This is a genomic window from Rhodoferax ferrireducens, from assembly GCF_049302455.1.
GTDB classification, from domain to species: domain Bacteria; phylum Pseudomonadota; class Gammaproteobacteria; order Burkholderiales; family Burkholderiaceae_C; genus Rhodoferax; species Rhodoferax ferrireducens_B.
The window spans coordinates 17,253-40,308 of record NZ_JBAQMD010000073.1 but is presented as its reverse complement, the minus strand read 5'-3'; the positions used below and the strand labels follow the sequence as shown (position 1 = coordinate 40,308).

25 protein-coding genes are annotated in these 23,056 nt (G+C 62.1%); 15 read left to right on the top strand and 10 right to left on the bottom strand.

From position 1 onward, the window contains the following. The first annotated feature begins 91 nt into the window (after positions 1-91). The 7 genes from gabT to WA157_RS12950 all read left to right on the top strand — a co-directional run bounded on the left by gabT (position 92) and on the right by WA157_RS12950 (position 8,351). Entirely contained in the window at positions 92-1,390 is a 1,299-nt protein-coding gene (gene gabT, locus WA157_RS12980) for a 4-aminobutyrate--2-oxoglutarate transaminase (RefSeq protein WP_422621356.1), read from the top strand. Positions 1,391-1,495: 105 nt separating this feature from the next. After that, the gene (locus tag WA157_RS12975; protein ID WP_422621355.1) at positions 1,496-2,578 is read left to right on the top strand and encodes an ABC transporter ATP-binding protein; all 1,083 of its coding nucleotides are present in this window, start codon (positions 1,496-1,498) and stop codon (positions 2,576-2,578) included. 57 nt (positions 2,579-2,635) lie between these two features. Continuing rightward, positions 2,636-3,667: an ABC transporter substrate-binding protein gene (locus WA157_RS12970; RefSeq protein WP_422621354.1), complete on the top strand. Its 1,032-nt coding sequence runs from the start codon at positions 2,636-2,638 to the stop codon at positions 3,665-3,667. A gap of 21 nt (positions 3,668-3,688) precedes the next feature. Then, positions 3,689-4,930: an ABC transporter permease gene (locus tag WA157_RS12965; RefSeq protein ID WP_422621353.1), complete on the top strand. Its 1,242-nt coding sequence runs from the start codon at positions 3,689-3,691 to the stop codon at positions 4,928-4,930. A 74-nt stretch (positions 4,931-5,004) separates the two neighbouring features. After that, positions 5,005-5,850 carry an ABC transporter permease gene (locus tag WA157_RS12960; RefSeq protein ID WP_422621482.1) on the top strand — a complete coding sequence of 282 codons (846 nt, stop codon included), beginning with the start codon at positions 5,005-5,007 and terminating at the stop codon, positions 5,848-5,850. A 2-nt stretch (positions 5,851-5,852) separates the two neighbouring features. Then, on the top strand, positions 5,853-6,800 hold the full coding sequence (speB, locus tag WA157_RS12955; RefSeq protein WP_422621352.1) for an agmatinase: 948 nt from the start codon (positions 5,853-5,855) through the stop codon (positions 6,798-6,800). Positions 6,801-6,872: 72 nt separating this feature from the next. Then, entirely contained in the window at positions 6,873-8,351 is a 1,479-nt protein-coding gene (locus WA157_RS12950) for an NAD-dependent succinate-semialdehyde dehydrogenase (protein WP_422621351.1), read from the top strand. A 78-nt stretch (positions 8,352-8,429) separates the two neighbouring features. On the opposite strand, the gene WA157_RS12945 is transcribed toward WA157_RS12950, so the two are convergent. Further along, positions 8,430-9,095 (bottom strand): cytochrome b/b6 domain-containing protein, encoded by a 666-nt coding sequence (locus tag WA157_RS12945; protein WP_422621350.1) that lies wholly within the window; start codon positions 9,093-9,095, stop codon positions 8,430-8,432. 198 nt (positions 9,096-9,293) lie between these two features. On the opposite strand from WA157_RS12945, the gene WA157_RS12940 reads away from it, so the two are divergent. From WA157_RS12940 to ptsP, 4 genes are all read left to right on the top strand, one after another. After that, positions 9,294-9,746 (top strand): c-type cytochrome, encoded by a 453-nt coding sequence (locus tag WA157_RS12940; protein ID WP_422621349.1) that lies wholly within the window; start codon positions 9,294-9,296, stop codon positions 9,744-9,746. A 267-nt stretch (positions 9,747-10,013) separates the two neighbouring features. Then, positions 10,014-10,460: a PTS sugar transporter subunit IIA gene (locus WA157_RS12935; protein ID WP_011462925.1), complete on the top strand. Its 447-nt coding sequence runs from the start codon at positions 10,014-10,016 to the stop codon at positions 10,458-10,460. Beyond that, positions 10,429-10,698 (top strand): HPr family phosphocarrier protein, encoded by a 270-nt coding sequence (locus tag WA157_RS12930; RefSeq protein ID WP_422621348.1) that lies wholly within the window; start codon positions 10,429-10,431, stop codon positions 10,696-10,698. The genes WA157_RS12935 and WA157_RS12930 overlap by 32 nt, the downstream gene beginning before the upstream one ends. A gap of 169 nt (positions 10,699-10,867) precedes the next feature. Next, positions 10,868-12,643 (top strand): phosphoenolpyruvate--protein phosphotransferase, encoded by a 1,776-nt coding sequence (gene ptsP, locus WA157_RS12925; RefSeq protein WP_422621347.1) that lies wholly within the window; start codon positions 10,868-10,870, stop codon positions 12,641-12,643. A 2-nt stretch (positions 12,644-12,645) separates the two neighbouring features. On the opposite strand, the gene WA157_RS12920 is transcribed toward ptsP, so the two are convergent. The 3 genes from WA157_RS12920 to WA157_RS12910 are packed head-to-tail and all read right to left on the bottom strand — an operon-like array spanning position 12,646 to position 15,226. Then, the gene (locus WA157_RS12920) at positions 12,646-13,371 is read right to left on the bottom strand and encodes an LrgB family protein (protein WP_422621346.1); all 726 of its coding nucleotides are present in this window, start codon (positions 13,369-13,371) and stop codon (positions 12,646-12,648) included. Beyond that, a complete protein-coding gene (locus tag WA157_RS12915) occupies positions 13,355-13,711 on the bottom strand; it encodes a CidA/LrgA family protein (protein WP_422621345.1) in 357 nt (118 codons plus the stop codon). The genes WA157_RS12920 and WA157_RS12915 overlap by 17 nt, the downstream gene beginning before the upstream one ends. Positions 13,712-13,723: 12 nt before the next feature. Further along, on the bottom strand, positions 13,724-15,226 hold the full coding sequence (locus WA157_RS12910; protein ID WP_422621344.1) for an FAD-linked oxidase C-terminal domain-containing protein: 1,503 nt from the start codon (positions 15,224-15,226) through the stop codon (positions 13,724-13,726). A 270-nt stretch (positions 15,227-15,496) separates the two neighbouring features. On the opposite strand from WA157_RS12910, the gene asd reads away from it, so the two are divergent. Together asd and WA157_RS12900 are read left to right on the top strand one after the other, a co-directional pair. Beyond that, a complete protein-coding gene (gene asd / locus WA157_RS12905; protein WP_422621343.1) occupies positions 15,497-16,351 on the top strand; it encodes an archaetidylserine decarboxylase in 855 nt (284 codons plus the stop codon). 27 nt (positions 16,352-16,378) lie between these two features. After that, the gene (locus WA157_RS12900) at positions 16,379-17,170 is read left to right on the top strand and encodes an enoyl-CoA hydratase-related protein (RefSeq protein ID WP_422621342.1); all 792 of its coding nucleotides are present in this window, start codon (positions 16,379-16,381) and stop codon (positions 17,168-17,170) included. Positions 17,171-17,203: 33 nt separating this feature from the next. On the opposite strand, the gene purU is transcribed toward WA157_RS12900, so the two are convergent. From purU to WA157_RS12880, 4 genes are all read right to left on the bottom strand, one after another. Further along, entirely contained in the window at positions 17,204-18,052 is an 849-nt protein-coding gene (purU, locus tag WA157_RS12895) for a formyltetrahydrofolate deformylase (protein WP_422621341.1), read from the bottom strand. A 20-nt stretch (positions 18,053-18,072) separates the two neighbouring features. Further along, positions 18,073-18,930 carry a ChaN family lipoprotein gene (locus WA157_RS12890; protein WP_422621340.1) on the bottom strand — a complete coding sequence of 286 codons (858 nt, stop codon included), beginning with the start codon at positions 18,928-18,930 and terminating at the stop codon, positions 18,073-18,075. Positions 18,931-18,979: 49 nt separating this feature from the next. Then, positions 18,980-19,291: a BTH_I0359 family protein gene (locus WA157_RS12885; protein WP_422621339.1), complete on the bottom strand. Its 312-nt coding sequence runs from the start codon at positions 19,289-19,291 to the stop codon at positions 18,980-18,982. Between the two features lie 65 nt (positions 19,292-19,356). Then, positions 19,357-20,451 carry a DUF3108 domain-containing protein gene (locus WA157_RS12880; protein ID WP_422621338.1) on the bottom strand — a complete coding sequence of 365 codons (1,095 nt, stop codon included), beginning with the start codon at positions 20,449-20,451 and terminating at the stop codon, positions 19,357-19,359. A gap of 15 nt (positions 20,452-20,466) precedes the next feature. Between WA157_RS12880 and WA157_RS12875 the strand changes: the two genes are divergently transcribed. Then, positions 20,467-21,471 (top strand): fumarylacetoacetate hydrolase family protein, encoded by a 1,005-nt coding sequence (locus tag WA157_RS12875; RefSeq protein ID WP_422621337.1) that lies wholly within the window; start codon positions 20,467-20,469, stop codon positions 21,469-21,471. Between the two features lie 24 nt (positions 21,472-21,495). On the opposite strand, the gene WA157_RS12870 is transcribed toward WA157_RS12875, so the two are convergent. Next, positions 21,496-22,098 carry a MarC family protein gene (locus tag WA157_RS12870; RefSeq protein ID WP_422621336.1) on the bottom strand — a complete coding sequence of 201 codons (603 nt, stop codon included), beginning with the start codon at positions 22,096-22,098 and terminating at the stop codon, positions 21,496-21,498. A gap of 15 nt (positions 22,099-22,113) precedes the next feature. Then, on the bottom strand, positions 22,114-22,488 hold the full coding sequence (locus tag WA157_RS12865; RefSeq protein ID WP_422621335.1) for a TraR/DksA family transcriptional regulator: 375 nt from the start codon (positions 22,486-22,488) through the stop codon (positions 22,114-22,116). 111 nt (positions 22,489-22,599) lie between these two features. On the opposite strand from WA157_RS12865, the gene WA157_RS12860 reads away from it, so the two are divergent. Further along, on the top strand, positions 22,600-22,977 hold the full coding sequence (locus WA157_RS12860; RefSeq protein WP_422621334.1) for a DUF2946 family protein: 378 nt from the start codon (positions 22,600-22,602) through the stop codon (positions 22,975-22,977). Positions 22,978-23,056: the final 79 nt, after the last annotated feature.

Genomic DNA, 23,056 nt, shown 5'->3' with positions numbered 1-23,056 from the left:
AAAAATAGCGCAATCTGTATATGGTAGTCGTGAAGGGCTGGCTCTATATTCGCCTCACTTCACCAACCACCCCAACCTTATTTGGACTGATATGCAACGCGAATCAAACCTGAAAAATGCAAGCTTGATGGCCCGTCGTCGGGCTGCCATTCCACGCGGTGTTGGCCAAAGCCACGAGGTGTTTATCGCCCGCGGTGAAAACGCCGAAATCTGGGATGTGGAAGGCAAACGCTATATTGACTTTGCCGGCGGCATTGCCGTTCTCAATACCGGGCACTGCAATCCCACGGTGATCGCCGCCGTCAAGGCCCAGCTGGACCTCTACACCCACACCTGCTTCCAGGTTCTGGCCTATGAGCCCTATGTCGAGCTGGCTGAGCGCATCAACGCCCTGGCCCCCGGTGATTTCGCCAAGAAAACGATGTTCTTGAGTACCGGCGCGGAAGCGGTTGAAAACGCCATCAAGATTGCCCGCGCCTATACCAAGCGCACGGCCATCATCGCGTTTACCAGTGGCTACCACGGCCGCACGCTGCTGACGCTGGGTTTGACCGGCAAGGTGGCTCCGTATAAGACTGGCTTTGGCCCGTTTCCGGCAGAAATTTTTCATGCCCAGTTTCCCAACGCGCTGCACGGCGTGAGCGTCGATGAATCGATCGCGTCGATTGAATCGATCTTCAAGAACGATGTCGAAGCCAGCCGTGTCGCGGCCATCATTGTGGAGCCGGTGCAGGGTGAAGGCGGCTTCAATGTGGCGCCGCCAGAGTTCCTGCAGCGCCTGCGCACGCTGTGCGATCAACATGGCATTTTGTTGATTGCCGACGAGATTCAAACCGGCGCTGGCCGCACCGGCACCTGGTTTGCCGTCGAGCAAAGCGACGTTGCGCCTGACTTGATCACTTTGGCCAAGTCAATGGCCGGTGGTTTCCCGATCTCGGCCGTCGTGGGCCGCGCTGACGTGATGGACGCGCCCGCGCCCGGCGGGCTGGGTGGCACGTATGCGGGAAGTCCCTTGTCGTGCGCAGCCGCGCTGGCGGTATTGGAGGTGTTCAAGCAGGAAAACCTGCTGGACCGCAGCCGCCAACTGGGCCTTCGCTTGACCACCAGCCTGAAAAAAATGGCCGCCAGCCACCGCTGCATCGCCGATGTGCGGGGCTTGGGGGCCATGGTGGCGATTGAGTTGTGCAAGGGGGGTGACATCCATCAGCCCGATGCCGACATGGCCAAACGGCTGGCAGCCGAGGCGACCCAGCGCGGGCTGATCCTGTTGACCTGCGGCACGTATGGCAATGTCGTTCGTATTCTGGTGCCGCTGACGGCCAGTGATGCCATCGTCGATGAAGGCCTGGGCATCATGGACGCTTGCCTGACCGCCATTCAAGCAGTCTAATCAACATCCAAGTCGTACATCGGGCATGCATGTTGCTTAACTGACTAAAGCCGCATCCCCTTTATTTTGTTCGCCCCTTGAAACGCTGAAAGGCCGCTACATAACATGTCGTCCCAAGAACTCGTGAAATTTGCCGGCGTTGAAAAAACGTATGACGGCAAGACCCTGGTGGTGCGCGATCTCAACCTTGACATCCGGGCTGGCGAGTTTCTCTCACTGTTGGGTCCCTCGGGATCGGGCAAAACCACCACCTTGATGATGCTGGCCGGCTTTGAGTCGCCAACAGCGGGCGAGATTTTTTTGAACGGCACACCCATCACCCGCACGCCGCCGCACAAGCGCAACTTTGGCATGGTGTTTCAGAACTACGCACTGTTTCCGCACATGACCATTGCCGACAACGTGGCCTACCCCTTGACGGTGCGAAACTTTAGCAAGGCCGAGCGCGAAGCCAAAGTGCTGCGTGCCTTGGGCATGGTGCAAATGGACAACTTGAGCGCCCGCTATCCGGGGCAACTCTCGGGCGGTCAGCAGCAGCGCGTGGCGCTGGCGCGTGCGCTGGTGTTTGACCCCCAACTGGTGCTGATGGATGAGCCGCTGGGTGCGCTGGACAAGCAGTTGCGCGAGCACATGCAGCTCGAACTCAAGGCGCTGCACCGTCAGCTCGGCCTGACCTTTGTCTATGTCACGCATGACCAGTCCGAAGCACTGACCATGTCGGACCGGGTGGCTGTTTTCAGCGATGGCATCATTCAGCAAATCGACATCGTGACCGGCCTGTACGAAACCCCGGCCAATCATTTTGTGGCTGGCTTTGTCGGGGACAACACGGTTTTTGATGGCACCGTTGCGGCGACACGGGATGGTCAGTGCGACCTGCGGCTGGCCAGCGGCACGGTGCTGAGCGGCCTCAATGTCAACGCCGCCGCTACCAGCAGCCGGGTGCATGCCTGCATCCGGCCGGAACGTATCGAGGTACATCCGGCTGGCGCCTCACCGGGCGCCAACAGCCTGGAGGCGAAAGTGGGCGACGTCATTTATTTTGGCGATCACCTGCGGCTGCGCTGCGCGCTCCCTGGCCAAGTCGATGCCACCGTCAAGATTGCGCTTTCCAGCCCGACCGTCCCGCAATCCGGGCAAACCGTTTGGCTGCGTTTGCCACCCGAGCATTTGCGGATCTATCTTTGATCCGTGTGCAAACCCTGACCTCTTGCCCATTACCCAACCCCAAAAGGAGACCCAACCATGAAACTCAAACCCATCGTGGCCGCTGTTGCACTGCTGGCCTGTACGGCCAGCTTCGCGCAGACCCAGATTACCGTCGTCAATTTCGGCGGCGCCAATGGCAATGCCCAGAAGAAGGCTTACTTTGAGCCTTATGAGAAAGCCACCGGCAACAAGATTATTGGTGTGGAGTACAACGGTGAGCAGGCCAAGATCAAGGCCATGGTCGAGGCCAAGCAAGTGAACTGGGATGTGGTGGAGGTCGAGTCGCCCGACGTGACCCGTGGTTGCGACGAAGGTCTGTTTGAAAAGCTCGACTACAGCAAGATTGGCAACAAGGCTGACTTCACCCCGGCCGCGATTCACGAGTGTGGCATTGGCACTTTTGTCTGGTCCACCGTCATGGCCTATAACGCCGACAAGCTCAAAACCGCGCCCACCACCTGGGCTGACTTCTGGGACGTGAAGAAATTCCCGGGCAAGCGCGCCATGCGCAAGGGCGCCCGCTACAACCTTGAATTTGCCCTGATGGCTGACGGTGTGGCGGTGCCAGACGTGTACAAGGTGCTGGCGACCAAGGACGGCGCCGAGCGCGCCTTCAAGAAACTGACCGAACTCAAGCCCAACATTCAATGGTGGGAAGCCGGTGCCCAACCGCCGCAATTTCTGGTGGCGGGTGATGTCGTCATGACCACCGCTTACAACGGCCGCATTGACGCCGCCCAGCGCGAAGGCAAGAACCTGCAGATCACCTGGACCGGTGGCATCTATGACCTGGACTATTGGGTGATGCCCAAAGGAGCGCCCAACAGAGAGGCGACCCTGAAATTCATTGCCATGGCCAGCAGTGCCAAAGAGCAGGCGGAATATGCCAAGCTGATCTCCTACGGGCCGACCAACATCAAGGCACTGACCATGCTCGACGCCAAGGTACTGGGCAAGTTGCCCACGGCACCGGCCAATGCCAAGATGGCGTTGCAATTCAACGTCGGTTTCTGGGCTGACCAGGGTGAGGCGCTTGAGAAGCGCTTTGCCGCCTGGGCCGCGCAGTAAGCCACTGACAGCGAGATCGCCATGGCCCAATCGATGACCCTGGAACCCGGCAAGCTGGTAGGCCAGTTGCGCCGGGCCGAGCGCCGCAAGCGCGCTTTTGCGATCTCGCTGACGCTGCCGCTGTTGCTATTTCTGCTGTTCACCTTTCTGGTGCCGATCGGCGCCTTGTTGGTGCGCGCGGTGGAAAACCCCGAAGTCGCCAATACCTTGGGCCGCACGGCCAAGGCCTTGTCAAGCTGGAACCGCACCGCAGCCCCGCCCGCCGTTGCCTACGCGGCCTTGATTGAAGACTTGTCGGCCATCAAAGAGCAGTCTGACGCCGGTGCGCTGGCGCGCCGGCTCAACAGCGAAGTCAGCGGTGCCCGCTCCCTGATCATGAGCACCTACCGGGCGCTGCCGCTGGCGCCGGGCCTGACGCCCGAGCAGGTGCGCACCCAGTTGCTGGCGCTGGATGCGCGCTGGGGTGAGCTCAGTTATTGGCAGGCGATTGCCAAAAATGCGTCGCGCTGGACGCCTGATTATTTGTTGACCTCGCTGGACCTGAAGCGCGATGTGCAGGGCCACATCACGCGGGTGGATGCCGACTCCGCTGCGTTTGCCAACATCCTGGTGCGCACCTTCAAGATCAGCGCCATCGTCACCTTGTTTTGCCTGCTGCTGGGGTACCCGCTGGCCTACTGGCTGTCGATCCTGTCCACACGCAAAGCCAATATGCTGATGATTCTGGTGCTGGTGCCGTTCTGGACCTCGATTCTGGTGCGGGTGGCCGCCTGGATCGTGCTGCTGCAATCCAATGGGCTGGTGAACCGCTCGCTGATGGGCCTGGGGCTGAGCGATGCGCCCTTGCCGCTGCTGTTCAATCGCCTGGGCGTGATCATTGCCATGGTGCATATCCTGCTGCCGTTCATGATCTTGCCGCTCTACAGTGTGATGAAGTCGGTGCCGCCGACTTACCTGCGGGCGGCGGTGTCGCTGGGCAGCCATCCGCTGGCGGCGTTCTTTCGGGTTTATGTGCCGCAAACCTGGCCCGGTGTGGGGGCCGGTGGTTTGCTGGTTTTCATCCTCAGCATTGGCTATTACGTGACGCCCGCACTGCTGGGCGGCGCGGGTGACCAGATGCTGAGTTACTACATTGCCCAGTACACCAATGTCAACGTCAATTGGGGCATGGCGTGTGCGCTGGGGGCCGTGTTGCTCTCGGCCACGCTGGTGCTGTATGCCCTGTACCGCCGTGTCGTCAAGTCCGAACTCAGTCTGGGGTAAGCCTGATGCGATTGTTTCCATTGCCTACTGTCTCTGAGCGTCCGGCTGGCGCTGTGCGTTCGGCCCACCCGATCATGCGGGTACTGGCCACGCTGGCGGCGTTCGCCCGCCTGCCCACCTTCCCCGCCTACGCCACGCTGGCTGACAAGGTGGGCTGGTACGCGCTGCGTGTGCTGTGCCTTGGGGTTTTGCTGTTTTTGCTGCTGCCGATTCTGGTCATCATGCCGTTGTCGTTCAGTGCCAGCTCGTTTTTGTCGTACCCGATGCCGGGCTGGTCCATGCAGTGGTACGACAATTTGTTCAGCTCCGACGAATGGGGCCGGGCCACTCGCAACAGCTTCATCGTCGCGCCGCTGGCCACCCTGCTGGCCACGGTATTGGGCACCCTGGCCGCCGTCGGCTTGGCGCGCGTCCAGTTCTTCGGCAAGGGTGCGCTGATGAGCCTGCTGATCGCCCCGATGGTGGTGCCGATTGTGGTGGTGGGCGTTAGCACCTATCTGTTTTTCGCCAAGATTGGCCTGGCTGACACCTACCTCGGCCTGATTCTGGTGCATGCCGCGTTGGGAGCGCCGTTTGTGCTGACGACCGTGCTGGCCACGCTGCAAAACTTCAACGACAACCTGGTGCGGGCCAGCCAGAGCCTGGGTGCCAATCAAACGCAAACCTTTTTTCGCATCACCTTGCCGATCATTGCGCCGGGCGTCATTTCAGGTGCCCTGTTTGCCTTTGCCACGTCGTTTGACGAAGTGGTGGTGACCTTGTTTATCGCCGGCCCGACCCAGGTGACGCTGCCGCGCCAGATGTTTACCGGCATCCGGGAAAACATCACGCCCACCATTGCCGCTGTCGCCACTTTGTTGATTATTTTTACCACCACCCTGATGTTGGGACTGGAATGGCTGCGCGGCAGAAGGCGTTGAAAATGGCGCCGAAAAATCAGCCCTTGTCCGGCAACGCCATGCCGCGTTTCGGCGGCATCGCCAGCATGTTGCGCCTGCCTGTTGCCAGTTCCCCCGCAGGCCTCGATGCAGCCTTTATTGGCGTGCCGCTGGACATCGGCACGTCGCACCGGCCCGGTGCGCGCTTTGGCCCGCGCCAGATTCGCGCCGAGTCAGCGCTGATTCGGCCCTACAACATGGCGACCGGCGCCGCGCCGTTTGACACGCTGCAAGTGGCGGATCTGGGCGACGTGCCGATCAACACCTATTCGCTGACGAAATCGCTGCCGATCATCGCCGGGTTTTATGACCAGGTGTTGCGCGCCAACTGCATCCCCCTGACGCTTGGTGGTGACCACACCATCGCCCTGCCCATCCTGCGCGCCCTGGCGGCCAAACATGGCCCGGTTGGGCTTATCCATGTGGATGCCCATGCCGATGTCAACGAAGAGATGTTTGGCGAGCCGGTGGCACACGGCACACCGTTTCGCCGGGCGGTTGAAGAAGGTCTGCTGGACTGCCACAAGGTGTTTCAGATTGGCCTGCGCGGCAGCGGCTACGCGTCCGACGACTTTGACTGGCCCCGGCAGCAGGGTTTTACGCTGGTGATGGCACATGAGGTCTGGTACCAGTCACTCGCGCCCCTGATGGCCAATATCCGGGCCCACATTGGCCAGACCCCGTGCTACCTGAGCTTTGACATCGACGGTATCGATCCGGCGTATGCAGGCGGCACGGGCACGCCAGAAATAGGTGGTCTGACTGTGCCGCAGGCGCTGGAGATCATTCGTGGCTGCTTTGGCCTCAATCTGATCGGCTGCGACTTGGTCGAAGTTTCGCCTGCCTATGATGTGAGCGGCAACACCGCCCTGCTCGGGGCCAACCTGTTGTTCGAGATGCTGTGCGTGCTGCCAGGCGTCCTCAGACGCTAGCTATTTTGTAGCTGTTGGCGCTTATTCCGTAAGGGCTAGAGCCTTATTTCTTATAAACATACAGGAGTTTTCATGTCAGCTTTGCTTTCGCCTCTTTCCCTGCTCAAAGATCCCACTCTTCTGAAAACCGATGCCTTGATCAATGGCCAATGGGTCAGCGGCGCAAGCCGTTTCGCTGTCACTGACCCGGCCACGGGCGCGCACCTCGCCGACGTCGCGAACCTGGGACCGGCGGAGGCTGAAGCAGCCATTGCGGCCGCCAACGCCGCCTGGCCGGCCTGGCGCAACAAGACCGCCAAGGAGCGCAGCATCATTTTGCGCAAGTGGTATGACCTGATCATGGCGAATCAGGATGACCTGGGGCGCATCATGACCGCCGAAGAAGGCAAGCCGCTGCTCGAGGCCAAAGGCGAAATCGCCTATGGCGCCAGCTTTGTGGAGTGGTTCGCCGAGGAAGCCAAACGCATCAACGGCGAGACCTTGCCGCAGTTTGACAACAACCGCCGCCTGCTGCTGCTGCGCCAGCCGATTGGCGTCTGCGCCGCCATCACGCCGTGGAACTTTCCGATGGCCATGATCACCCGCAAGGTCTCACCCGCGCTGGCGGCGGGTTGCCCGGTGGTCATCAAGCCGGCCGAATTGACGCCCTTGAGTGCGCTGGCTGTTGCCGAGCTGGCTTTGCGCGCCGGTATACCGGCTGGGGTGCTCAACGTCATCACCGCTGACGCCGACAACTCCATTGCCGTGGGCAAGGTTTTTTGCGCCAGCGACGTGGTGCGCCACATCAGCTTCACCGGCTCCACCGAAGTGGGTCGCATCCTGCTGGCGCAGTCGGCGCCCACGGTCAAAAAACTCTCCCTGGAGTTGGGCGGCAACGCACCCTTCATCGTCTTTGACGATGCCGACATTGACAGTGCGGTGGAAGGCGCGTTTGCCAGCAAGTACCGCAATGCCGGGCAAACCTGCGTCTGCTCCAATCGTTTCTACGTGCAAGAGGGCGTGTATGACGAATTTGTGCAGAAGTTCGCCGCCAAGGTCAAGACCGCCAAGGTGGGTAACGGCTTTGAGGAAGGTGTCAACCAGGGGCCGCTGATTGAAGAAGCCGCGCTGCTCAAGGTCGAGCGCCATGTGCAGGACGCGTTGCTCAAAGGTGCCCGTTTGCTCACTGGCGGCCACCGCTTGCCGGGCCAATTTTTCGAGCCCACGGTGATGGCTGACGCCAGCGTCGATATGCTGTGCGCGCGCGAGGAAACCTTTGGCCCGTTTGCGCCGGTGTTCAAGTTCAAAACCGAGCAGGATGCGATTTTTGCTGCCAACAACACCGAATTTGGACTGGCCAGTTACTTCTACAGCCGCGACGTGGGCCGCATCTTCCGGGTCAGCGAGGCGTTGGAGTACGGCATGGTGGGCATCAACGTTGGCATTCTGGCCACCGAACATGTGCCGTTTGGTGGCGTCAAACAGTCCGGTCTGGGGCGCGAGGGTTCGCATTTGGGCATCGATGACTATGTGGAGATCAAATACCTCTGCATTGGCGACATCCTCAAATAAGCGGCGCTGCTGGCCGGGGTGCTGAGCGGCCTGATGCGACTGGCGCTGACAGCCGTCAACTCGGCCGCACGTGAACGCTCATCCCGCCAGCTTGACCATGCCGGCCACTAATGCGGCACAACCCAAAAAAATGGCCAGCGCCAGCGCGCGGGACATGGCGTCATCCCTTGAACTCCCGGCGGCGTTGTCGGTCTGCTTGTCCCCCAGGATCATGGGCAGCACAAGATTTTGGCGCTTCTTGAAGTAATAAAAGGAGATGACGCTGATGTGCAGCACCACCAAACCGATGAGAACCCGCTTGCCAATAGCCGTATGGTAAAAAGTGGCGAAACTCACGACCGCGTTGGAGACAAATTGGCTTAAGGGGCCAGCGTTTGCAATTTCGTCGTCGCTGACCAACCCGGTCGTGACCTGAAGCAGAAGAAAACCCAGCATGGCAAACACCGAGCCGGAACCCAGCGGGCTGTGTCCAACGGTGTGCTCTGGCAGGCCGCGTCCTTTGATGTAGGCCAGGATGGTGGCGGGTGCATAGATGAAAGAGGTAAAACGTGACCATCTTCCTCCCACCAGGCCCCAAATGATGCGGAACAGCAGCAGACTGAGCACCGCGTAACCCGATCTGAAATGCCAGGCCATTGCGTCGCCGCCCATCTGAGCGCTTGTGATCGAGCCGATAAAGCAGACGACCAATGCCCAATGGACGCACCGGGTTGGCAAGTCCCACACCCTGACTTTGTGCGACATCGGTGGCCTCCTTCAATGTTGATCAAAACTCGCAGTCATTTTGCAGGAGATCAGGCCCTATTTTCGTCGGGCCATTGGTGATAAAAACTGCGCGCGCCAGCCGGTCTTTTCTGGCCCGGTGGTGTCAGCAGGATTTTTTTATCACCATTACACTGATCGACCCGAATAAATCACAACCGTCCCGAGGAAGTAATCGCCATGAAAAGTAGCACCCTGTTTGTTCTCGCTGCCACCGTCGTCGCCTTCAGCGCACCAGCCTGCGCCCAGTTCGCCAAACCGGAAGACGCCGTCAAATACCGCAAGAGTGCCTTGTTTGTCATGCAGCAGAACTTTGGCCGTGTGGCTGCCATGGCAACGGGCAAAGCGCCGTTCGACGCCAAGGTGGCCGCTGACAGTGCGGCGGTCGCGGAGTTTATGTCCAAGCTTCCCTGGGCTGCCTTTGGTGAAGGGACCGGCAAAGGTGAGACCAGGGCCAAGGCGGAGATTTGGAAAGAGACCGCCAAATTCAAGGAATACGCCGACAAGATGCAGGCTGAAATGACCAAGCTTGCCGCCGCTGCGAAAACCGGTAGCCTCAATGACATCAAGACGGCGGTGTCCGCCACGGGTGGGGCCTGCAAGACTTGCCACGACGATTTCCGAAAAGACTGACGCTGCCAATTGGTCTTTGGACCATGGCACAGGCCGACTCCCCGGTGCCGTCAGGTCCATGACCGTGGCGGGCCGCAAGAAAACCCCTGGTGCTGGGGCTGACAAAAATACCGCTTGTTCAGGTCATTTTGGGCACCTTTTGGATGGGCCCGATGGCACCTCACGCCGATTGTCCGCCTGCAAAAAGTCATAATCAGTCCATCTCAGGGTTTCTGGACCGGGCGTGGCCTGTATTGAGTGCGTGGCCGGTCCTGTTAAGTTAAATAAATGAACAACGGCATTCTTATCATTGCTCATGCACCACTGGCCAGCGCGTTGCGCCAGTGCGTGCTGCATGTATTCCCGGATGCCGAGGCGGCCGTCGCGACGTTTGACGTGCAGCCCAATACGCCACCCGAAGAAACGCTGGCCGGTGCCAGGCAGGCACTGGCCTTGCTGAATGTGCCGCAGACACTGGTGTTGGCCGACGTGTTTGGGGCCACCCCCTGTAACGTGGCGCAAAGGCTGGTCGACGGCGTGAACTCAAAATTAGTTGCCGGGGTCAATCTGCCGATGCTGCTGCGCACCGTCACCTACCGCGGTGAGACCCTGGACGCCATGGTGGCGCGGGCTCTGGCCGGTGGCACGCAGGGCGTCATGCCGGTGGCGACGACGGCGCCGCAGAATCAATTGAGGAAGAAAAGTGATCAAAGCAAGCACGACCATCAGCAATAAACTGGGCCTGCATGCGCGGGCCTCAGCCAAACTCACCAAGCTGGCGGGCGGCTACCCATGCGAAGTCTGGATTGCAAAGGGAGAGCGGCGCGTGAACGCCAAGAGCATCATGGGCGTCATGATGCTGGCGGCAGGCAACGGCAGCACGGTGGAAATTGATGTCAGCGGTGAACGCGAACAAGAGGCCCTGGATGCCTTGCTGGCATTGATTGCCGACAAATTTGGAGAAGGTGAGTAGGTATGGCCCCCACGCTAGTCACTTCGTGTACTGCGCTGCCCCCCGAGGGGGTGGCCTCGCCTTGGGGCGGCCCGGCGGCTCGGCAGGCCCCCACGCTTGTCACTTCGTGTACTGCGCTGCCCCCCGTGGGGGCTAGCCTTGCTTGGGGCGGCCCGGCGCCGCGGCTGTCATGACATTTTCCATTCACGGTCTTGCCGTTGCGCGCGGCATCGCCATTGGGCGGGCGGTGCTGGTGGCCTCCAGTCGGGTGGATGTGGCGCATTATTTTATTGACGCCACCCAGGTGGATGCCGAGATTGAACGGGTGCGTAGCGCGCGCGACGCGGTGGTGAATGAAATTCACCGGCTGCAAGCCAGCATCAGCCATATGGGCCCAAAAGAAGCACCGCAGGAGCTGACAGCGCTGCTCGATGTGCATCTGATGCTGCTCAACGACGATGAACTGTCAAACGGCGTCAGGCATTGGATCAAGGACCGCTTGTACAACGCCGAGTGGGCGCTCACCACGCAATTGGAAGTGATTGCCCGCCAGTTCGACGAGATGGAGGACGAATACCTGCGCGGGCGCAAAGCCGACCTGGAGCAAATCACCGAAAAAGTATTACGCGCCATGAAGGGCGTGGCCTCGCCGGTGGTGGTGGCGCCCAGCCGAACGCTGCGCAAGCCCTCGCAACAAGACCTGTTGCTCGACGACACCGTGGATGTGCCCTTGATTCTGGTGGCGCACGACCTGTCGCCGGCCGACATGTTGCAGTTCAAGCAAAGTGTGTTTGCCGGCTTTGTGACCGACGTCGGCGGCAAAACCTCGCACACCGCCATCGTCGCCCGCAGCCTGGATATCCCGGCGGTGGTGGGCGCACGCTTGTCGAGCCAGTTGGTGCGCCAGGATGACTGGGTCATCATCGACGGCGACGCCGGTGTGATGGTGGTCGATCCGTCTCCCATCGTGCTGGCCGAATATGGTTTCAAGCAGCGCCAGGGCGAGTTGGAGCGCGGTCGCTTGACCCGCCTGCTGCACACCCCGGCCGTGACGATGGATGGCCAGAAAATTGAATTGCTGGCCAATATCGAGATGCCTGAGGACGCACTTGGCGCCGTTTTGGCGGGTGCGGTCGGCGTGGGCCTGTTTCGCAGTGAATTCCTGTTCATGGGACGCAATGGCCGACTGCCCAATGAAGAGGAGCAGTACCTGGCGTACCGGCGCGCCGTCGAGGGTATGCAGGGCTTGCCGGTGACGATTCGCACCGTCGATGTGGGCGCCGACAAGCCGCTGGATGAGTCGCAGCAGGATAACGCTCACCTGAATCCGGCGCTGGGGCTGCGGGCCATTCGCTGGAGCCTGGCGGACCCGGCGATGTTCCTGACGCAGTTAAGGGCGATTCTGCGTGCCGCCGCCCATGGCCCGGTGAACCTACTGATACCGATGCTGGTGCATGCCGGTGAAATTCGCCACACGATGGCCCTGATTGACCGCGCCCGTGTCGAGCTCGACAACCGCGGCATTGCCTACGGTCCGGTCAAGATAGGCGCCATGATCGAGGTGCCTGCCGCCGCTCTCATTGTCAAGGTGTTCCTGAAATACTTCGACTTTCTGTCCATTGGCACCAACGACCTGATTCAATACACGCTGGCGATCGATCGCACGGACGAGTCCGTCGCGCATTTGTACGACCCGCTGCATCCGGCCGTGCTGCGGCTGGTGGCACAGACCATTGCCGAATGCCGGGCCCAGGGCAAACCCGTGAGCCTGTGTGGCGAGATGGCCGGCGACGTCTCCCTCACTCGCCTGCTGCTGGGCATGGGCTTGCGCAGTTTTTCCATGCATCCGGCGCAAATTCTGGCCGTCAAGCAAGAGGTATTGCGCGCTGACGCGGGCAAGCTGACGGCGTGGGCGCAACAGGTGATGGCCGACGACGAGCCGGGTTTGCGCATGACCCGGCACTAAACTCAAAACAGCCGGAACGCCAGCGGTATCAGCAGCGAGGCCAGTACCACCTGCAGCCCCAGCGCCAGCCCGGCGTAAGCACCGGCATCGGCATTGACCTGTAGCGCCCGGGCGGCGCCGATGCCGTGCGCGGCGGTACCCAGGGAAAAACCACGCGCCATCCAGCCCGCCGGGTCGGTCGGGATCTTGAGCGCAGCAAACAGGTATTTGGCACTCAGGGCACCCACCATGCCGGTGATCACGGCAAACACGGCCGCCAGGGCGGGAATGCCGCCAATCTTGTCGGCAATGCCCATGGCCACCGGTGCGGTGACCGATTTGGGCGCCAGCGACAACACCACGTCCAGGGGCAGTCCAGCCGCCCAGCCCAGCGCCAGCGCCGAGCCGCTGGCCGCCAAGCCGCCTGCCAGCGCCGCCAGCAGCAGGGCGGGCCAATGCAGAGCCAAGGCGGCGCGTCGCTCCCAGAGCGGCCAGGCCAGCGCCACCACCGCCGGGCCCAACAGGAAATGAATGAATTGCGCACCGGCAAAGTAAGTGGGGTAACTCACGCCGGTGGCCAGCAGCACACTGGCAATGGCGAGCACCGTCCAGAGCACCGGATTGGCCCAGGGCGCCTGTTGCAGCCGGGCGTACACGGCTTGCGCCAGCACATACACCACCAGCGTGGCGGTCAGGCCAAACAAGGGCGTGCTGGAGAGGTAGACCCAGAGCTCAACGAAGTTCGGCATCGCTTCTTTTCCTGAACAGACGCAAGGTCAGCGCCGTCACGGCCAGGCCGATCCAGGTCGACAGCACAATCACGATCAGCATACGCACGCCGTACTGGCTGATCAGGCCCAGGTGCGTCATCACCCCGACGCCAACCGGCACAAACAGCAGCGAGAGGTGCGACAGCAAAAAGCTGGCACAGGCCGCCACCGGTTCTCGTACAACGGGTGCGCGCAGGGCGAGCAGCAGCAGAAGCATGCCGATGACCGGACCGGGAAAGGGCAATGAGAAACCCCGCGCCAGCAACTCACCAATCGACTGCAGCGCCAGCAGCCAGGCCAAACCACGCAGTCCGGTCATGGGGCCTGGAAGTTAAAACCGCGGCAGATCCGGGTGCTTGAGCTGTCCGCCGCGCACCAGCATCTTGCCGTACTCGGCACAGCGTTGCAGCGTCGGAATCACCTTGCCCGGGTTGAGCAGACCTTTGACGTCAAAGGCGCGCTTGACGCCGAACATCTGTTCGTTTTCCTCCACACTGAACTGTACACACATCGAGTTGAGTTTCTCCACGCCGACGCCGTGCTCGCCGGTGACGGTGCCGCCCATGGCGACGCTGGTTTCCAGAATGTCGGCGCCGAACAACTCCGCCCGGTGCAACTGGTCGGCCTGATTGGCATCAAACAGAATCAAGGGATGCAAGTTGCCATCGCCGGCGTGGAACACATTGGCGCAACGCAAACCGTATTTTGTTTCCATCTGCTGAATTGCCAGCAGCATGTCGGCCAGGCGCTTGCGCGGAATGGTCGAGTCCATGCACATGTAATCCGGGCTGATGCGCCCGCTGGCCGGGAAGGCGTTTTTTCGGCCGCTCCAGAACTTCAGCCGCTCGGCCTCGTCGCGGCTCACCGCAAGGGCGGTGGCGCCGTGGCTGCGCAGCACGGCGCTCATGCGTGCGATTTCTTCGTCGACCTCTTGCGGCGTGCCGTCGCTCTCGCACAGCAAAATCGCCTCGGCGCTCAGGTCGTAGCCGGCGTGCACATAGTCTTCCACCGCCGCCGTCATCGGCTTGTCCATCATTTCCAGCCCGGCCGGGATGATGCCCGCGGCAATGATGGCGGCGACCGCGTCGCCGGCCTTGCGAATGTCGTCAAAGCTGGCCATGATGCAGTTCGCCAGTTGCGGTTTCGGGATCAGCTTGACCGTCACTTCGGTGGTGACGGCCAGCATGCCCTCCGAGCCGATGATGATGCTCATGAGGTCATAGCCGGGTGCGTCCAGCGCGTCCGAACCGAATTCAACCGCCTCGCCGTCCATCGTGAAGCCTTTGATCTTGACGATGTTGTGCAGGGTGAGCCCGTACTTCAGGCAGTGCACCCCGCCCGAGTTTTCCGCCACATTGCCGCCAATGGTGCAGGCAATCTGACTCGATGGGTCGGGCGCGTAGTACAAATCATGCGCGGCCGCAGCGTCGCTGATGGCCAGGTTGCGCACGCCGCACTGCACGACCGCGGTGCGGCTCAAGGGGTCGATCTTGACGATTTTGTTGAACCTGGCCAGCGACAGGGTGACACCCAGCGCGTGTGGCATGGCCCCGCCCGACAGGCCGGTGCCCGCACCGCGCGCCACCACCGGCACGCCCAGCGCGTGGCAGGTGCGCAGCACCGCCTGAACCTGCGCTTCGGTTTCCGGCAAGGCCACCACCAGCGGGCGCTGGCGGTAGGCGGTCAGGCCGTCGCATTCATAGGGCGTGGTGTCTTCGGGGTTCCAGAGCAGGGCGTGGCGCGGCAAAACCGCCTCCAGCCCCCGTACGATTTGTGCCTGACGTTCTGCTCTTTGTGGCGCAGTCGGCATGTCAGGAGAGAGAGATGTGTTCATGGTGGATTCCACGCGTCAATTCAATAAAGGGTTCAACTGTAGGGGCAAGCCGGCTTGGGTGGTGTGACAAATTCAGATAGTTTTGAAACAGGAATACTATGAAATAAATAGCTGCTTACGTAATAACGACGGGGGCTAGAGGTCAATTTCTTATAAATTTACCGGGAATGACCGCAACGGTGCGGGCGGTCGTCAAGGCTACATTGTCACACTGCGGGCGCCGGAATGCGCTGGGTACAATCCCGCCCATTCCAACCACCGGTAGCCCCTATGTTCGACCGTCTAGCCGTGCTGCCGCAATATTTGCTTCCCAAGCAGGCCGTCACCCTCTTGGCCGGGCGCGTGGCGGGTGCCCGTGGCGGGAAATGGACGACCTGGTTGATCGAGTGGTTCGTCAAGCGCTACAAGGTCAATATGCGTGAAGCGGCCAACCCGGAGCCGGCCAGTTACGCCACCTTCAACGACTTTTTCACCCGCGCCCTCCAGGCCGGCGCCCGCCCGCTCGCCGGTGCTGATCTGATTTGTCCGGTCGACGGCGCCATCAGCCAGTTTGGCGCCATGGCGGGTCAGCAGATATTTCAGGCCAAAGGCCACCACTACAGCAGCACCGCGCTGGTGGGCGGCGATGCAGCCTTGGCGGCGCAGTTTGACGATGGCCACTTTGCCACACTGTATTTGAGTCCGCGCGATTACCACCGCATTCACATGCCGTGCGACGGCGTTCTGCGCCGCATGATTTACGTGCCCGGCGCGCTGTTTTCGGTCAACCCGACCACGGCCCTGGGTGTGCCGGGGCTGTTTGCCCGCAACGAGCGCGTGGTGTGTGTCTTTGAGTCCGCGCGCGGCCCGTTTGTGCTGGTGCTGGTGGGCGCCACCATTGTGGGCAGCATGGCCACCGTGTGGCACGGCGTGGTGAACCCGCCGCGCTCCGTCGCGGTGCGCGAGTGGCGCTATGACGAGCAGCCTGTCCGATTGAAGCAGGGCGAGGAAATGGGCCGCTTCCTGCTCGGCTCCACCGTGGTCATGCTGTTCCCGAAAGGCCCGCTGCAGTTCAACCCGGCGTGGTCGCCCGGTGCTGCGATTCGGCTGGGTGAAGCCATGGCCAGCCAGCCGCCGCTTGCGTAGACCTGGCCGGACGGCCACAATGCCGACATGAACTACGAACATTTGCTGCTCACATCCAGCGGCCCCATCACCACTGTCACCCTGAATCGTCCCGAGAAGCGCAACGCGCTGGCCATGCCCGTCATGCGGGAGTTGACGCAGGCCCTGCGCGCCGTGGCGCAGAGCGACGCCCTGGGTGTGATTCTGGCGGCCAACGGCCCGGTCTTCAGCGCCGGGCACAACTTTGGCGACATGGCCGGGGCCACGCTGGCGCAGGCGCGCGAGCTGTTTGGTGTTTGCACCGAGATGATGGACGCCGTCCAGGCGATGCCGCAACCGGTGATTGCCCGGGTGCATGCACTGGCCACGGCGGCCGGTTGCCAACTGGTGGCCAGTTGCGATCTGGCGATCGCCGCCGACACCGCTGGTTTTGCCATTCCAGGCGGCAAGGGGGGCTTGTTTTGTCATACGCCGCTGGTGGCGGTGGCTCGCAATATCGGTCGCAAACGGGCGCTGGAGATGGCGCTGACGGGCGATGTGATCGATGCCGCCACGGCCGCTCAGTGGGGCCTGATCAACCGCGCTGTGCCGGCCGATCAGCTCGATGCCGCCACCCTGGATTTGATCACCCGCGCGACCCGGGGCAGCGCGCTGTCCAAGGCGATGGGCAAGCAGGGTTTTTACCAGCAGGTTGGTTTGCCGCAGGCGCAGGCGTACGCGCTGGCTTGCGAGCTGATGGCGACGGCCGCCATGACACCGGACGCCCAGGAAGGGATTGCGGCTTTTCTGCAAAAACGCCAGGCGCACTACACGCAGCGCCCGTCGGGCACAGGCGCCTGAGCCGGCCCGCGCCCACAGCGGCTGTTGTGGTGCTTACTTGAAAATCACGGTTTTGTGACCGTTGATCAGCACCCGGTGCTCGCTGTGCCACTTGACGGCCCGCGCCAGCACCTGGCTTTCGGTGTCACGGCCCAGCGTGGTCAGGTCTTCCACCGTCTTGCTGTGGTCGACGCGCGCCACGTCCTGTTCAATAATCGGGCCTTCGTCCAGGTTGGCGGTCACGTAGTGGGCGGTGGCGCCAATCAGTTTCACGCCGCGGTCATGCGCCTGGTAATAGGGCTTGGCCCCTTTGAAACTGGGCAGGAACGAGTGGTGGATGTTGATGGCCGAGCCGGACAGTTTGCGGCACAAATCGTCGCTTAAAACCTGCATGTAGCGCGCCAGCACCACCAGTTCGGCCGCTTCCGTCTGGATGATTTCATACTGCCGGGCCTCGACCTGTGGCTTGGAGGCGGCCGTGATCGGCAGGTGATGAAATGGCACGTTGTAGCTGGCGGCTAACTGGTAGAACTCGCGGTGGTTGGAGATGATGGCGCGAATGTCGATGGGCAGCAGGCCGCTTTTCCAGCGAAACAGCAGGTCGTTCAGGCAATGGCCTTCTTTGCTCACCATGATCACGGTGCGTATGGGCTGCGCGCGTGCGTGCAGACGCCACTGCATCTCAAAGGGCTGGGCAAAAGCTTTAAGTTGCAGTGTCAAGTCTTCATGCGTCAGCTGGGCGCAGGCAAACTGCACCCGCATGAAGAACAGACCGGTGTCCTGGTCGTTGTACTGCGCCGCTTCTTCAATGTTGCCGCCGCGCTCCAGCAAGAAGCCGGACACCGCATGCACCAGCCCCAAGCGGTCCGGGCAGGAGAGAGTCAATATATAAACAGGATTCATGCGGTCGATTGTCGCAGGGCTCAGGGCTCTTTTTTCGACCTGGATGCAGCGGCTGTCGCGCTACGCTGCTGGCTGAAGTCGGCGCAATAGTCCTTGACGGGCGCTGGTCCGGTGGGCCAGATCTGGTCAAAATTGCCTGCACTTTCCGCTTCTTCGGAGGCAGGCCCGGCCTGCAGAAGCACCGTTTTGGCCGTCAAGTCCGGTGGCAGGTGCAGCGGCACACCCAGGCTGCGGTCCACATGGCCGCCGCCGGCCAGCAACAGCACGATCTTGCCGCGCAGCGCCGCCCGCGCGACGGTTTGGGCCATGGCGACATCGCGCGCAATCTGGACCCGCGTCATGGGGGCAATCTGGCTCTCGGGCAGCAGATTGCAGTGACCCACGCGGACCTTTTCCTGTTGCGCCTGCAGCGCCGGGTCCGACAAAAGTGCATCCAATGCGCTGTCCGTCATGGCCGCACGCACACGTGCAGGCGGCAGATTGGCGCCGACTACCGGCACGCCCGCATGCACAGCCGCCATCACGGCCGGGCCGTAAGCCGACCAGGGCCAGCCTTCATCGTTCCAGTGCAGGGCTGCGCGCACGGCGTCCTCACTGGCGTCTGATCCCAGTTTTTCGGTGGACTGGCCCTGGCTGGCCATCTCCAGCGCCAGCACAGCCAGTGTCTGCTGGCCGGCCAACGCTTCTACAACGGCGCGGTGGATTTGTTGATGCTTGGGTACGTCATGCTGCTCACCCAAAAAAATGGCGTCAGCGGGCAGTAGCTGCTGCAGTTGGCTGATGGGATCAAGGCCGGGCGGCGCTGCGGCCGGGCTCAGTGTGGTGCAGCCCAGCAATGCCAACACGGCCACAAGCGCCGCGAGGGGTCTGGCAGCCATCCTAAAAGCCGATGGTTCGAGGCAGAGTGGCAGCGGGCGTGGCCTGGCTTCAGTGCACCAGCACCGGGTTTTGCGCCAGCTCGGCATATTGCTCCAGCGTGTCTTCCACCTCTTCCTGCGTCGGGGTGTTTTGCTGCCAGGCCGAGATGTGCTGCTGGAACAGTTCCGCCCAGGAGCCGTCCAGATAGACCTCCTTGTTGGCGCGTTTGTCCACAATCTCGAAGCCGTGGCGTGCCAGCGTGGGCACAATTCGCACCGGCTCGGTGCGGTCAAGGCTCACCTCTGGCGTCGCATCGGTGGCCACGGCATTGGCCAGCATGTGCGTCACAGAGTAGGTGTCAGAGTCGTAAAGCGTGTGCATGGCAAGAATTATCCCTTAAACGTCTATGCCCTACAGGTGGCGGGGGAGCAGGCTTTTTTCAAGGGTCAGGTTGGCGGCTCGGTCTCCAGCCACTGCTGGTCGACATAGTCACCGTTGGATTCCGTGATGCGGATGCGGGCCGGCAAATAGTCCAGCGCTGGCGCCAGCCAGAGCTCAACTTTCTGGTCAAACGGCTCGCGCGGGTTGCGCAACAGTTTCAAGGTGGCTTGCGGGCCACCCGGCAGGGCGAGTGTTTCCGGCTCACCCACGGTAAACCGCCAGAGATCGGCAGCGCGCGGCCCGATGGTCTGAATCGTGATCGTGCTGCCTCGCGGGTAGCTTTGCGGGGCACTGGCGACCATGGCGGCGAGTTGCACCAGCACGCTCAAGCGGTCCTGGGCACCGGCCAGCAGCGCCACGTCCGGCGTGTTGGCGCTGAAGGTGACTTTGCCTTGCGCCCGGTTGAAGTGGGCGGCGACTTCGCTGCGGAACTTGTCGGAAAAGCGCAGCGGCGCCAGACCCTGGGGCGTGATCTGGCCGCGACTGGTTTGCACGCGTGCCTGGCCGAAAGCGCTGATTTCCAGCCGGGCCGCGTACTGGTCGCCGGTTTGCTGCCACAGCAGATCGGCGTTAAGCCGATAAGGGAATTTGTTGGCCTGCACCTGGTATTTCAGATGCACCGAGCCGGGCAGCTTGTCGGCAGCCACCGCCAGTGTGGAGTCGCGTGGCGGGGGCGGTGTGCCCGGCGCCAAAGCCAGTTGCTCCGCGCCAGTGTCGGGCGGCGCCTGCGCCACGGCGTCTTGCGCCTGGCGTGAAACCGCCTCCACCTCTTCACGGGGGGGTGGCATCGGCGTGGCTGCTTGCGCCCGGTCGGGTGCCGCCTGCGAGGCGGGCGGTGGCGCTGACCGGCTTGCACTGGGTCGGGCACGCTGGCGTGGCGGCGGCGATTGGGTCTTCGTTGTGTGGGTGCCTGCTGGCATTGCCATGGGGGGTGCGACCGCTTCAATCGAGCGTGTGATGAACGCCCGCACGGTTGGTTCGGCCTGGCTCGGGCGCAGGGCCATCGGGTTGGCCTGCAAGGCGGCCAGGTGCGCCCCCAGCACGGCGACTGTGATGGCTGCCAGCACCTTGAACGAAAATACAGAATTTACACCTGCCATTAAGCCGTATTCCCCATGAAACTTGCTACTTACAAAGACGGCTCACGCGATGGCCAGCTGGTCGTCGTCGCGCGCGATCTGAGCATTGCCCATTATGCGACCGGCATCGCGCACCAGTTGCAGCAGGTGCTCGACGACTGGAACTTCCTCTCGCCCCAGTTGCAGGACTTGTATGACGCGCTCAACCGTGCGCGCGACAGCAGCGCGAGTGCCGGCCTGGCACGCCACGCCTTCCCGTTTGATCCGCGTCAATGCATGGCGCCGCTCCCGCGTGCCTACCAATGGGTGAATGGGTCGGTTTACCGCAATCCGGCTGCATTGCAAGGCCCGGCCAGCACAGCCGGTAGCCCGGTGCTGTACCAGGGCGCCAGCGACGATTTTTTTGGCCCGTGCGACGAGGTGCACTGTGCCAGGGAGGCCGATGGCATCGATTTCGAGGCCGGGGTGGCCATCATCACCGGCGACGTGCGCCTGGGCGCCAGCCCGGCCCAGGCGCTCGACGGCATTCGGCTGCTGCTGCTGAGCAACGCGCTGAGTTTGCGCCAGTTGATGCCGGCCGAGCTGGCGCACGGCTTCGGACCGCTGCAGAGCCGACCGGCCACCGCCTTCAGCCCGGTGGCGGTGACGCCTGACGAAGTGGGGACAGCCTGGGCACAGGGCCGTTTGGATCTGACGCTGCAATCGAGCTGGAATGGCCGCAAAGTCGGCCTGTGTGAGGCCGGGCCGGAGATGCGCTTTCATTTTGGGCAACTGATTGCGCACCTGTGCAAGACACGCCGGCTGCGCGCCGGTTCCATCATCGGCGCGGGCGCTGTCAGCAACACCGATGCGAGCCATGGCTACAGCTGCATCGCCGACAAACGCGCGCTGGAAATCATGCAGGACGGCCAGCCCTTGACCGAGTTCATGAAATTTGGCGACACCATTCGCATCGAGATGAGGGGCCGTGACGGCCAGAGCGTGTTTGGCGCCATTGAACAGGAAATCGTGCCACTGGAAAAAGCCGCTGCATCACTTTGACAGGGTGGCGGCCGGCGCGCAAGCTCAAGCGCTCGTCAATTGCCCGGCAAAGGTCTTGACGCCGCGCAGCATCATCTCGATCGACACCGCCACCAGCACCAGGCCCATTAGGCGCTCCAGTGCCACCACAAAGCGGTCACCGGCCACGCGCTGAATCCGTTCGGCCAGCACCAGCACCACCGCGCTCACGGTCATGGTCACACACAGGGCGGCGATCCATTCCATGCGCCTGGTCGGTGCCTGCGACACCAGCAGCAACACCGTGGCCAACGCCGACGGCCCGGCAATGGCCGGAATCGCCAGCGGCACGATCAGCGGTTCGTGCAATTCCTCGGGCGCATCGGACTTGGGCGGCGGGAAAATCATGCGCAGTGCGATCAGGAACAGAATCACGCCGCCGCCAATTTGCAGCGACAGCTCGCTCAAGTTCATCACCCGCAGAAAGCCGCTGCCGACAAACATGAACGTCAGCAGCAGCACAAACGCAATCAACACCTCCCGCAAAATCACCCACGGACGCCGCTCGGGCGCCACATGCTTGAGCGCATTGGCAAATATCGGGATGTTGCCAATCGGGTCGGTGATCAGGATCAGCAGGATGGTGGCCGAGGCAAAGGTGTAATTCATGGCCCCCGCAGGATATCAGGCCTGTCGGGCCTGGGTTTTCTCCAACTTCTCCTGGCAGGCGATGCAGCGCAGCGCGTCCGGCGCTGCGTGGAGCCGGGCGGCAGGAATTTCAACGCCACAGTCGACACACAAACCGTAGCTGCCGTCCTCGATCCGGCGCAGGGCGGCGTCCAGGCGGTCAAGCTCCTCGCTGTCGCGCGCATCAAGCGCAAATTCAAGCTCCCGTGCGCTGCTCTCTTGCGCGCTGGAGTCTTCCTTTTGGCCAAAATGCTCGGCGGATGCCTCGGCACGTCCCACCGTGCCGCCGCGCAGATCGCTGAGCTGCGCCAGCAGGCTGGCGCGCTGGGCCAGCAACTGTTCTTTAAAAATGGTGTTGAGTTTTTGGGTCATGAGAAAACCTCCGTGGCAATGTGTTGTCATCATGCGCCGCCCAATCAATACAAACTTTGATGACCGTCAAGCAGCAGACGTTGACTGTAGGCCGATAAAGCGGGCACTACAATGCGCCCGATGTCAACCCTGCAACTGCTGCGCCACGCCAGACTTCTTGCCCGCTTCGTGCTGGTGTGGTTTGTCATGTCGGTCGCAGTGGCGATTGCCTCGCCGCTGGTCAAGCCGCAGGCGATGGAGCTGATCTGCTCGGGTGCGGGCGGGATGAAGCTGCTGCAGAAGACCGATGACGGCGGCCAGCCGGCTGCCAGCCACACGCTGGACTGCCCCTTGTGCGCTGGCATCGGCGCGCCGCCGCCGCCCTTGGCACATGTGGCTACGGAGTCGATGCAAGCGCTGGGCTATGTGCTGCAAGGCATTCCCGCCGCCCACATCGCGGTTCTGAGCGCCGCGCCCTTGCCCGCGCGCGGGCCACCGGCTTCTCTTTAATTCATCAAAAACAATAGCGTCTTATGCAGACCTGATAAGGGCTGCAGGCGTATTTGACCGATATTGCGCGGCGGCCTCG

Excerpts from the sequence above, each read along its gene's own strand:
- gabT (WP_422621356.1), top strand. The coding sequence starts at position 92 with ATGCAACGCGAATCAAACCTGAAAAATGCAAGCTTGATGGCCCGTCGT.
- WA157_RS12975 (WP_422621355.1), top strand. The coding sequence starts at position 1,496 with ATGTCGTCCCAAGAACTCGTGAAATTTGCCGGCGTTGAAAAAACGTAT.
- WA157_RS12970 (WP_422621354.1), top strand. The coding sequence starts at position 2,636 with ATGAAACTCAAACCCATCGTGGCCGCTGTTGCACTGCTGGCCTGTACG.
- WA157_RS12965 (WP_422621353.1), top strand. The coding sequence starts at position 3,689 with ATGGCCCAATCGATGACCCTGGAACCCGGCAAGCTGGTAGGCCAGTTG.
- WA157_RS12960 (WP_422621482.1), top strand. The coding sequence starts at position 5,005 with ATGCGGGTACTGGCCACGCTGGCGGCGTTCGCCCGCCTGCCCACCTTC.
- speB (WP_422621352.1), top strand. The coding sequence starts at position 5,853 with ATGGCGCCGAAAAATCAGCCCTTGTCCGGCAACGCCATGCCGCGTTTC.
- WA157_RS12950 (WP_422621351.1), top strand. The coding sequence starts at position 6,873 with ATGTCAGCTTTGCTTTCGCCTCTTTCCCTGCTCAAAGATCCCACTCTT.
- WA157_RS12945 (WP_422621350.1), bottom strand. The coding sequence starts at position 9,095 with ATGTCGCACAAAGTCAGGGTGTGGGACTTGCCAACCCGGTGCGTCCAT.
- WA157_RS12940 (WP_422621349.1), top strand. The coding sequence starts at position 9,294 with ATGAAAAGTAGCACCCTGTTTGTTCTCGCTGCCACCGTCGTCGCCTTC.
- WA157_RS12935 (WP_011462925.1), top strand. The coding sequence starts at position 10,014 with ATGAACAACGGCATTCTTATCATTGCTCATGCACCACTGGCCAGCGCG.
- ptsP (WP_422621347.1), top strand. The coding sequence starts at position 10,868 with ATGACATTTTCCATTCACGGTCTTGCCGTTGCGCGCGGCATCGCCATT.
- WA157_RS12920 (WP_422621346.1), bottom strand. The coding sequence starts at position 13,371 with ATGCCGAACTTCGTTGAGCTCTGGGTCTACCTCTCCAGCACGCCCTTG.
- WA157_RS12915 (WP_422621345.1), bottom strand. The coding sequence starts at position 13,711 with ATGACCGGACTGCGTGGTTTGGCCTGGCTGCTGGCGCTGCAGTCGATT.
- WA157_RS12910 (WP_422621344.1), bottom strand. The coding sequence starts at position 15,226 with ATGAACACATCTCTCTCTCCTGACATGCCGACTGCGCCACAAAGAGCA.
- asd (WP_422621343.1), top strand. The coding sequence starts at position 15,497 with ATGTTCGACCGTCTAGCCGTGCTGCCGCAATATTTGCTTCCCAAGCAG.
- WA157_RS12900 (WP_422621342.1), top strand. The coding sequence starts at position 16,379 with ATGAACTACGAACATTTGCTGCTCACATCCAGCGGCCCCATCACCACT.
- purU (WP_422621341.1), bottom strand. The coding sequence starts at position 18,052 with ATGAATCCTGTTTATATATTGACTCTCTCCTGCCCGGACCGCTTGGGG.
- WA157_RS12890 (WP_422621340.1), bottom strand. The coding sequence starts at position 18,930 with ATGGCTGCCAGACCCCTCGCGGCGCTTGTGGCCGTGTTGGCATTGCTG.
- WA157_RS12885 (WP_422621339.1), bottom strand. The coding sequence starts at position 19,291 with ATGCACACGCTTTACGACTCTGACACCTACTCTGTGACGCACATGCTG.
- WA157_RS12880 (WP_422621338.1), bottom strand. The coding sequence starts at position 20,451 with ATGGCAGGTGTAAATTCTGTATTTTCGTTCAAGGTGCTGGCAGCCATC.
- WA157_RS12875 (WP_422621337.1), top strand. The coding sequence starts at position 20,467 with ATGAAACTTGCTACTTACAAAGACGGCTCACGCGATGGCCAGCTGGTC.
- WA157_RS12870 (WP_422621336.1), bottom strand. The coding sequence starts at position 22,098 with ATGAATTACACCTTTGCCTCGGCCACCATCCTGCTGATCCTGATCACC.
- WA157_RS12865 (WP_422621335.1), bottom strand. The coding sequence starts at position 22,488 with ATGACCCAAAAACTCAACACCATTTTTAAAGAACAGTTGCTGGCCCAG.
- WA157_RS12860 (WP_422621334.1), top strand. The coding sequence starts at position 22,600 with ATGCGCCCGATGTCAACCCTGCAACTGCTGCGCCACGCCAGACTTCTT.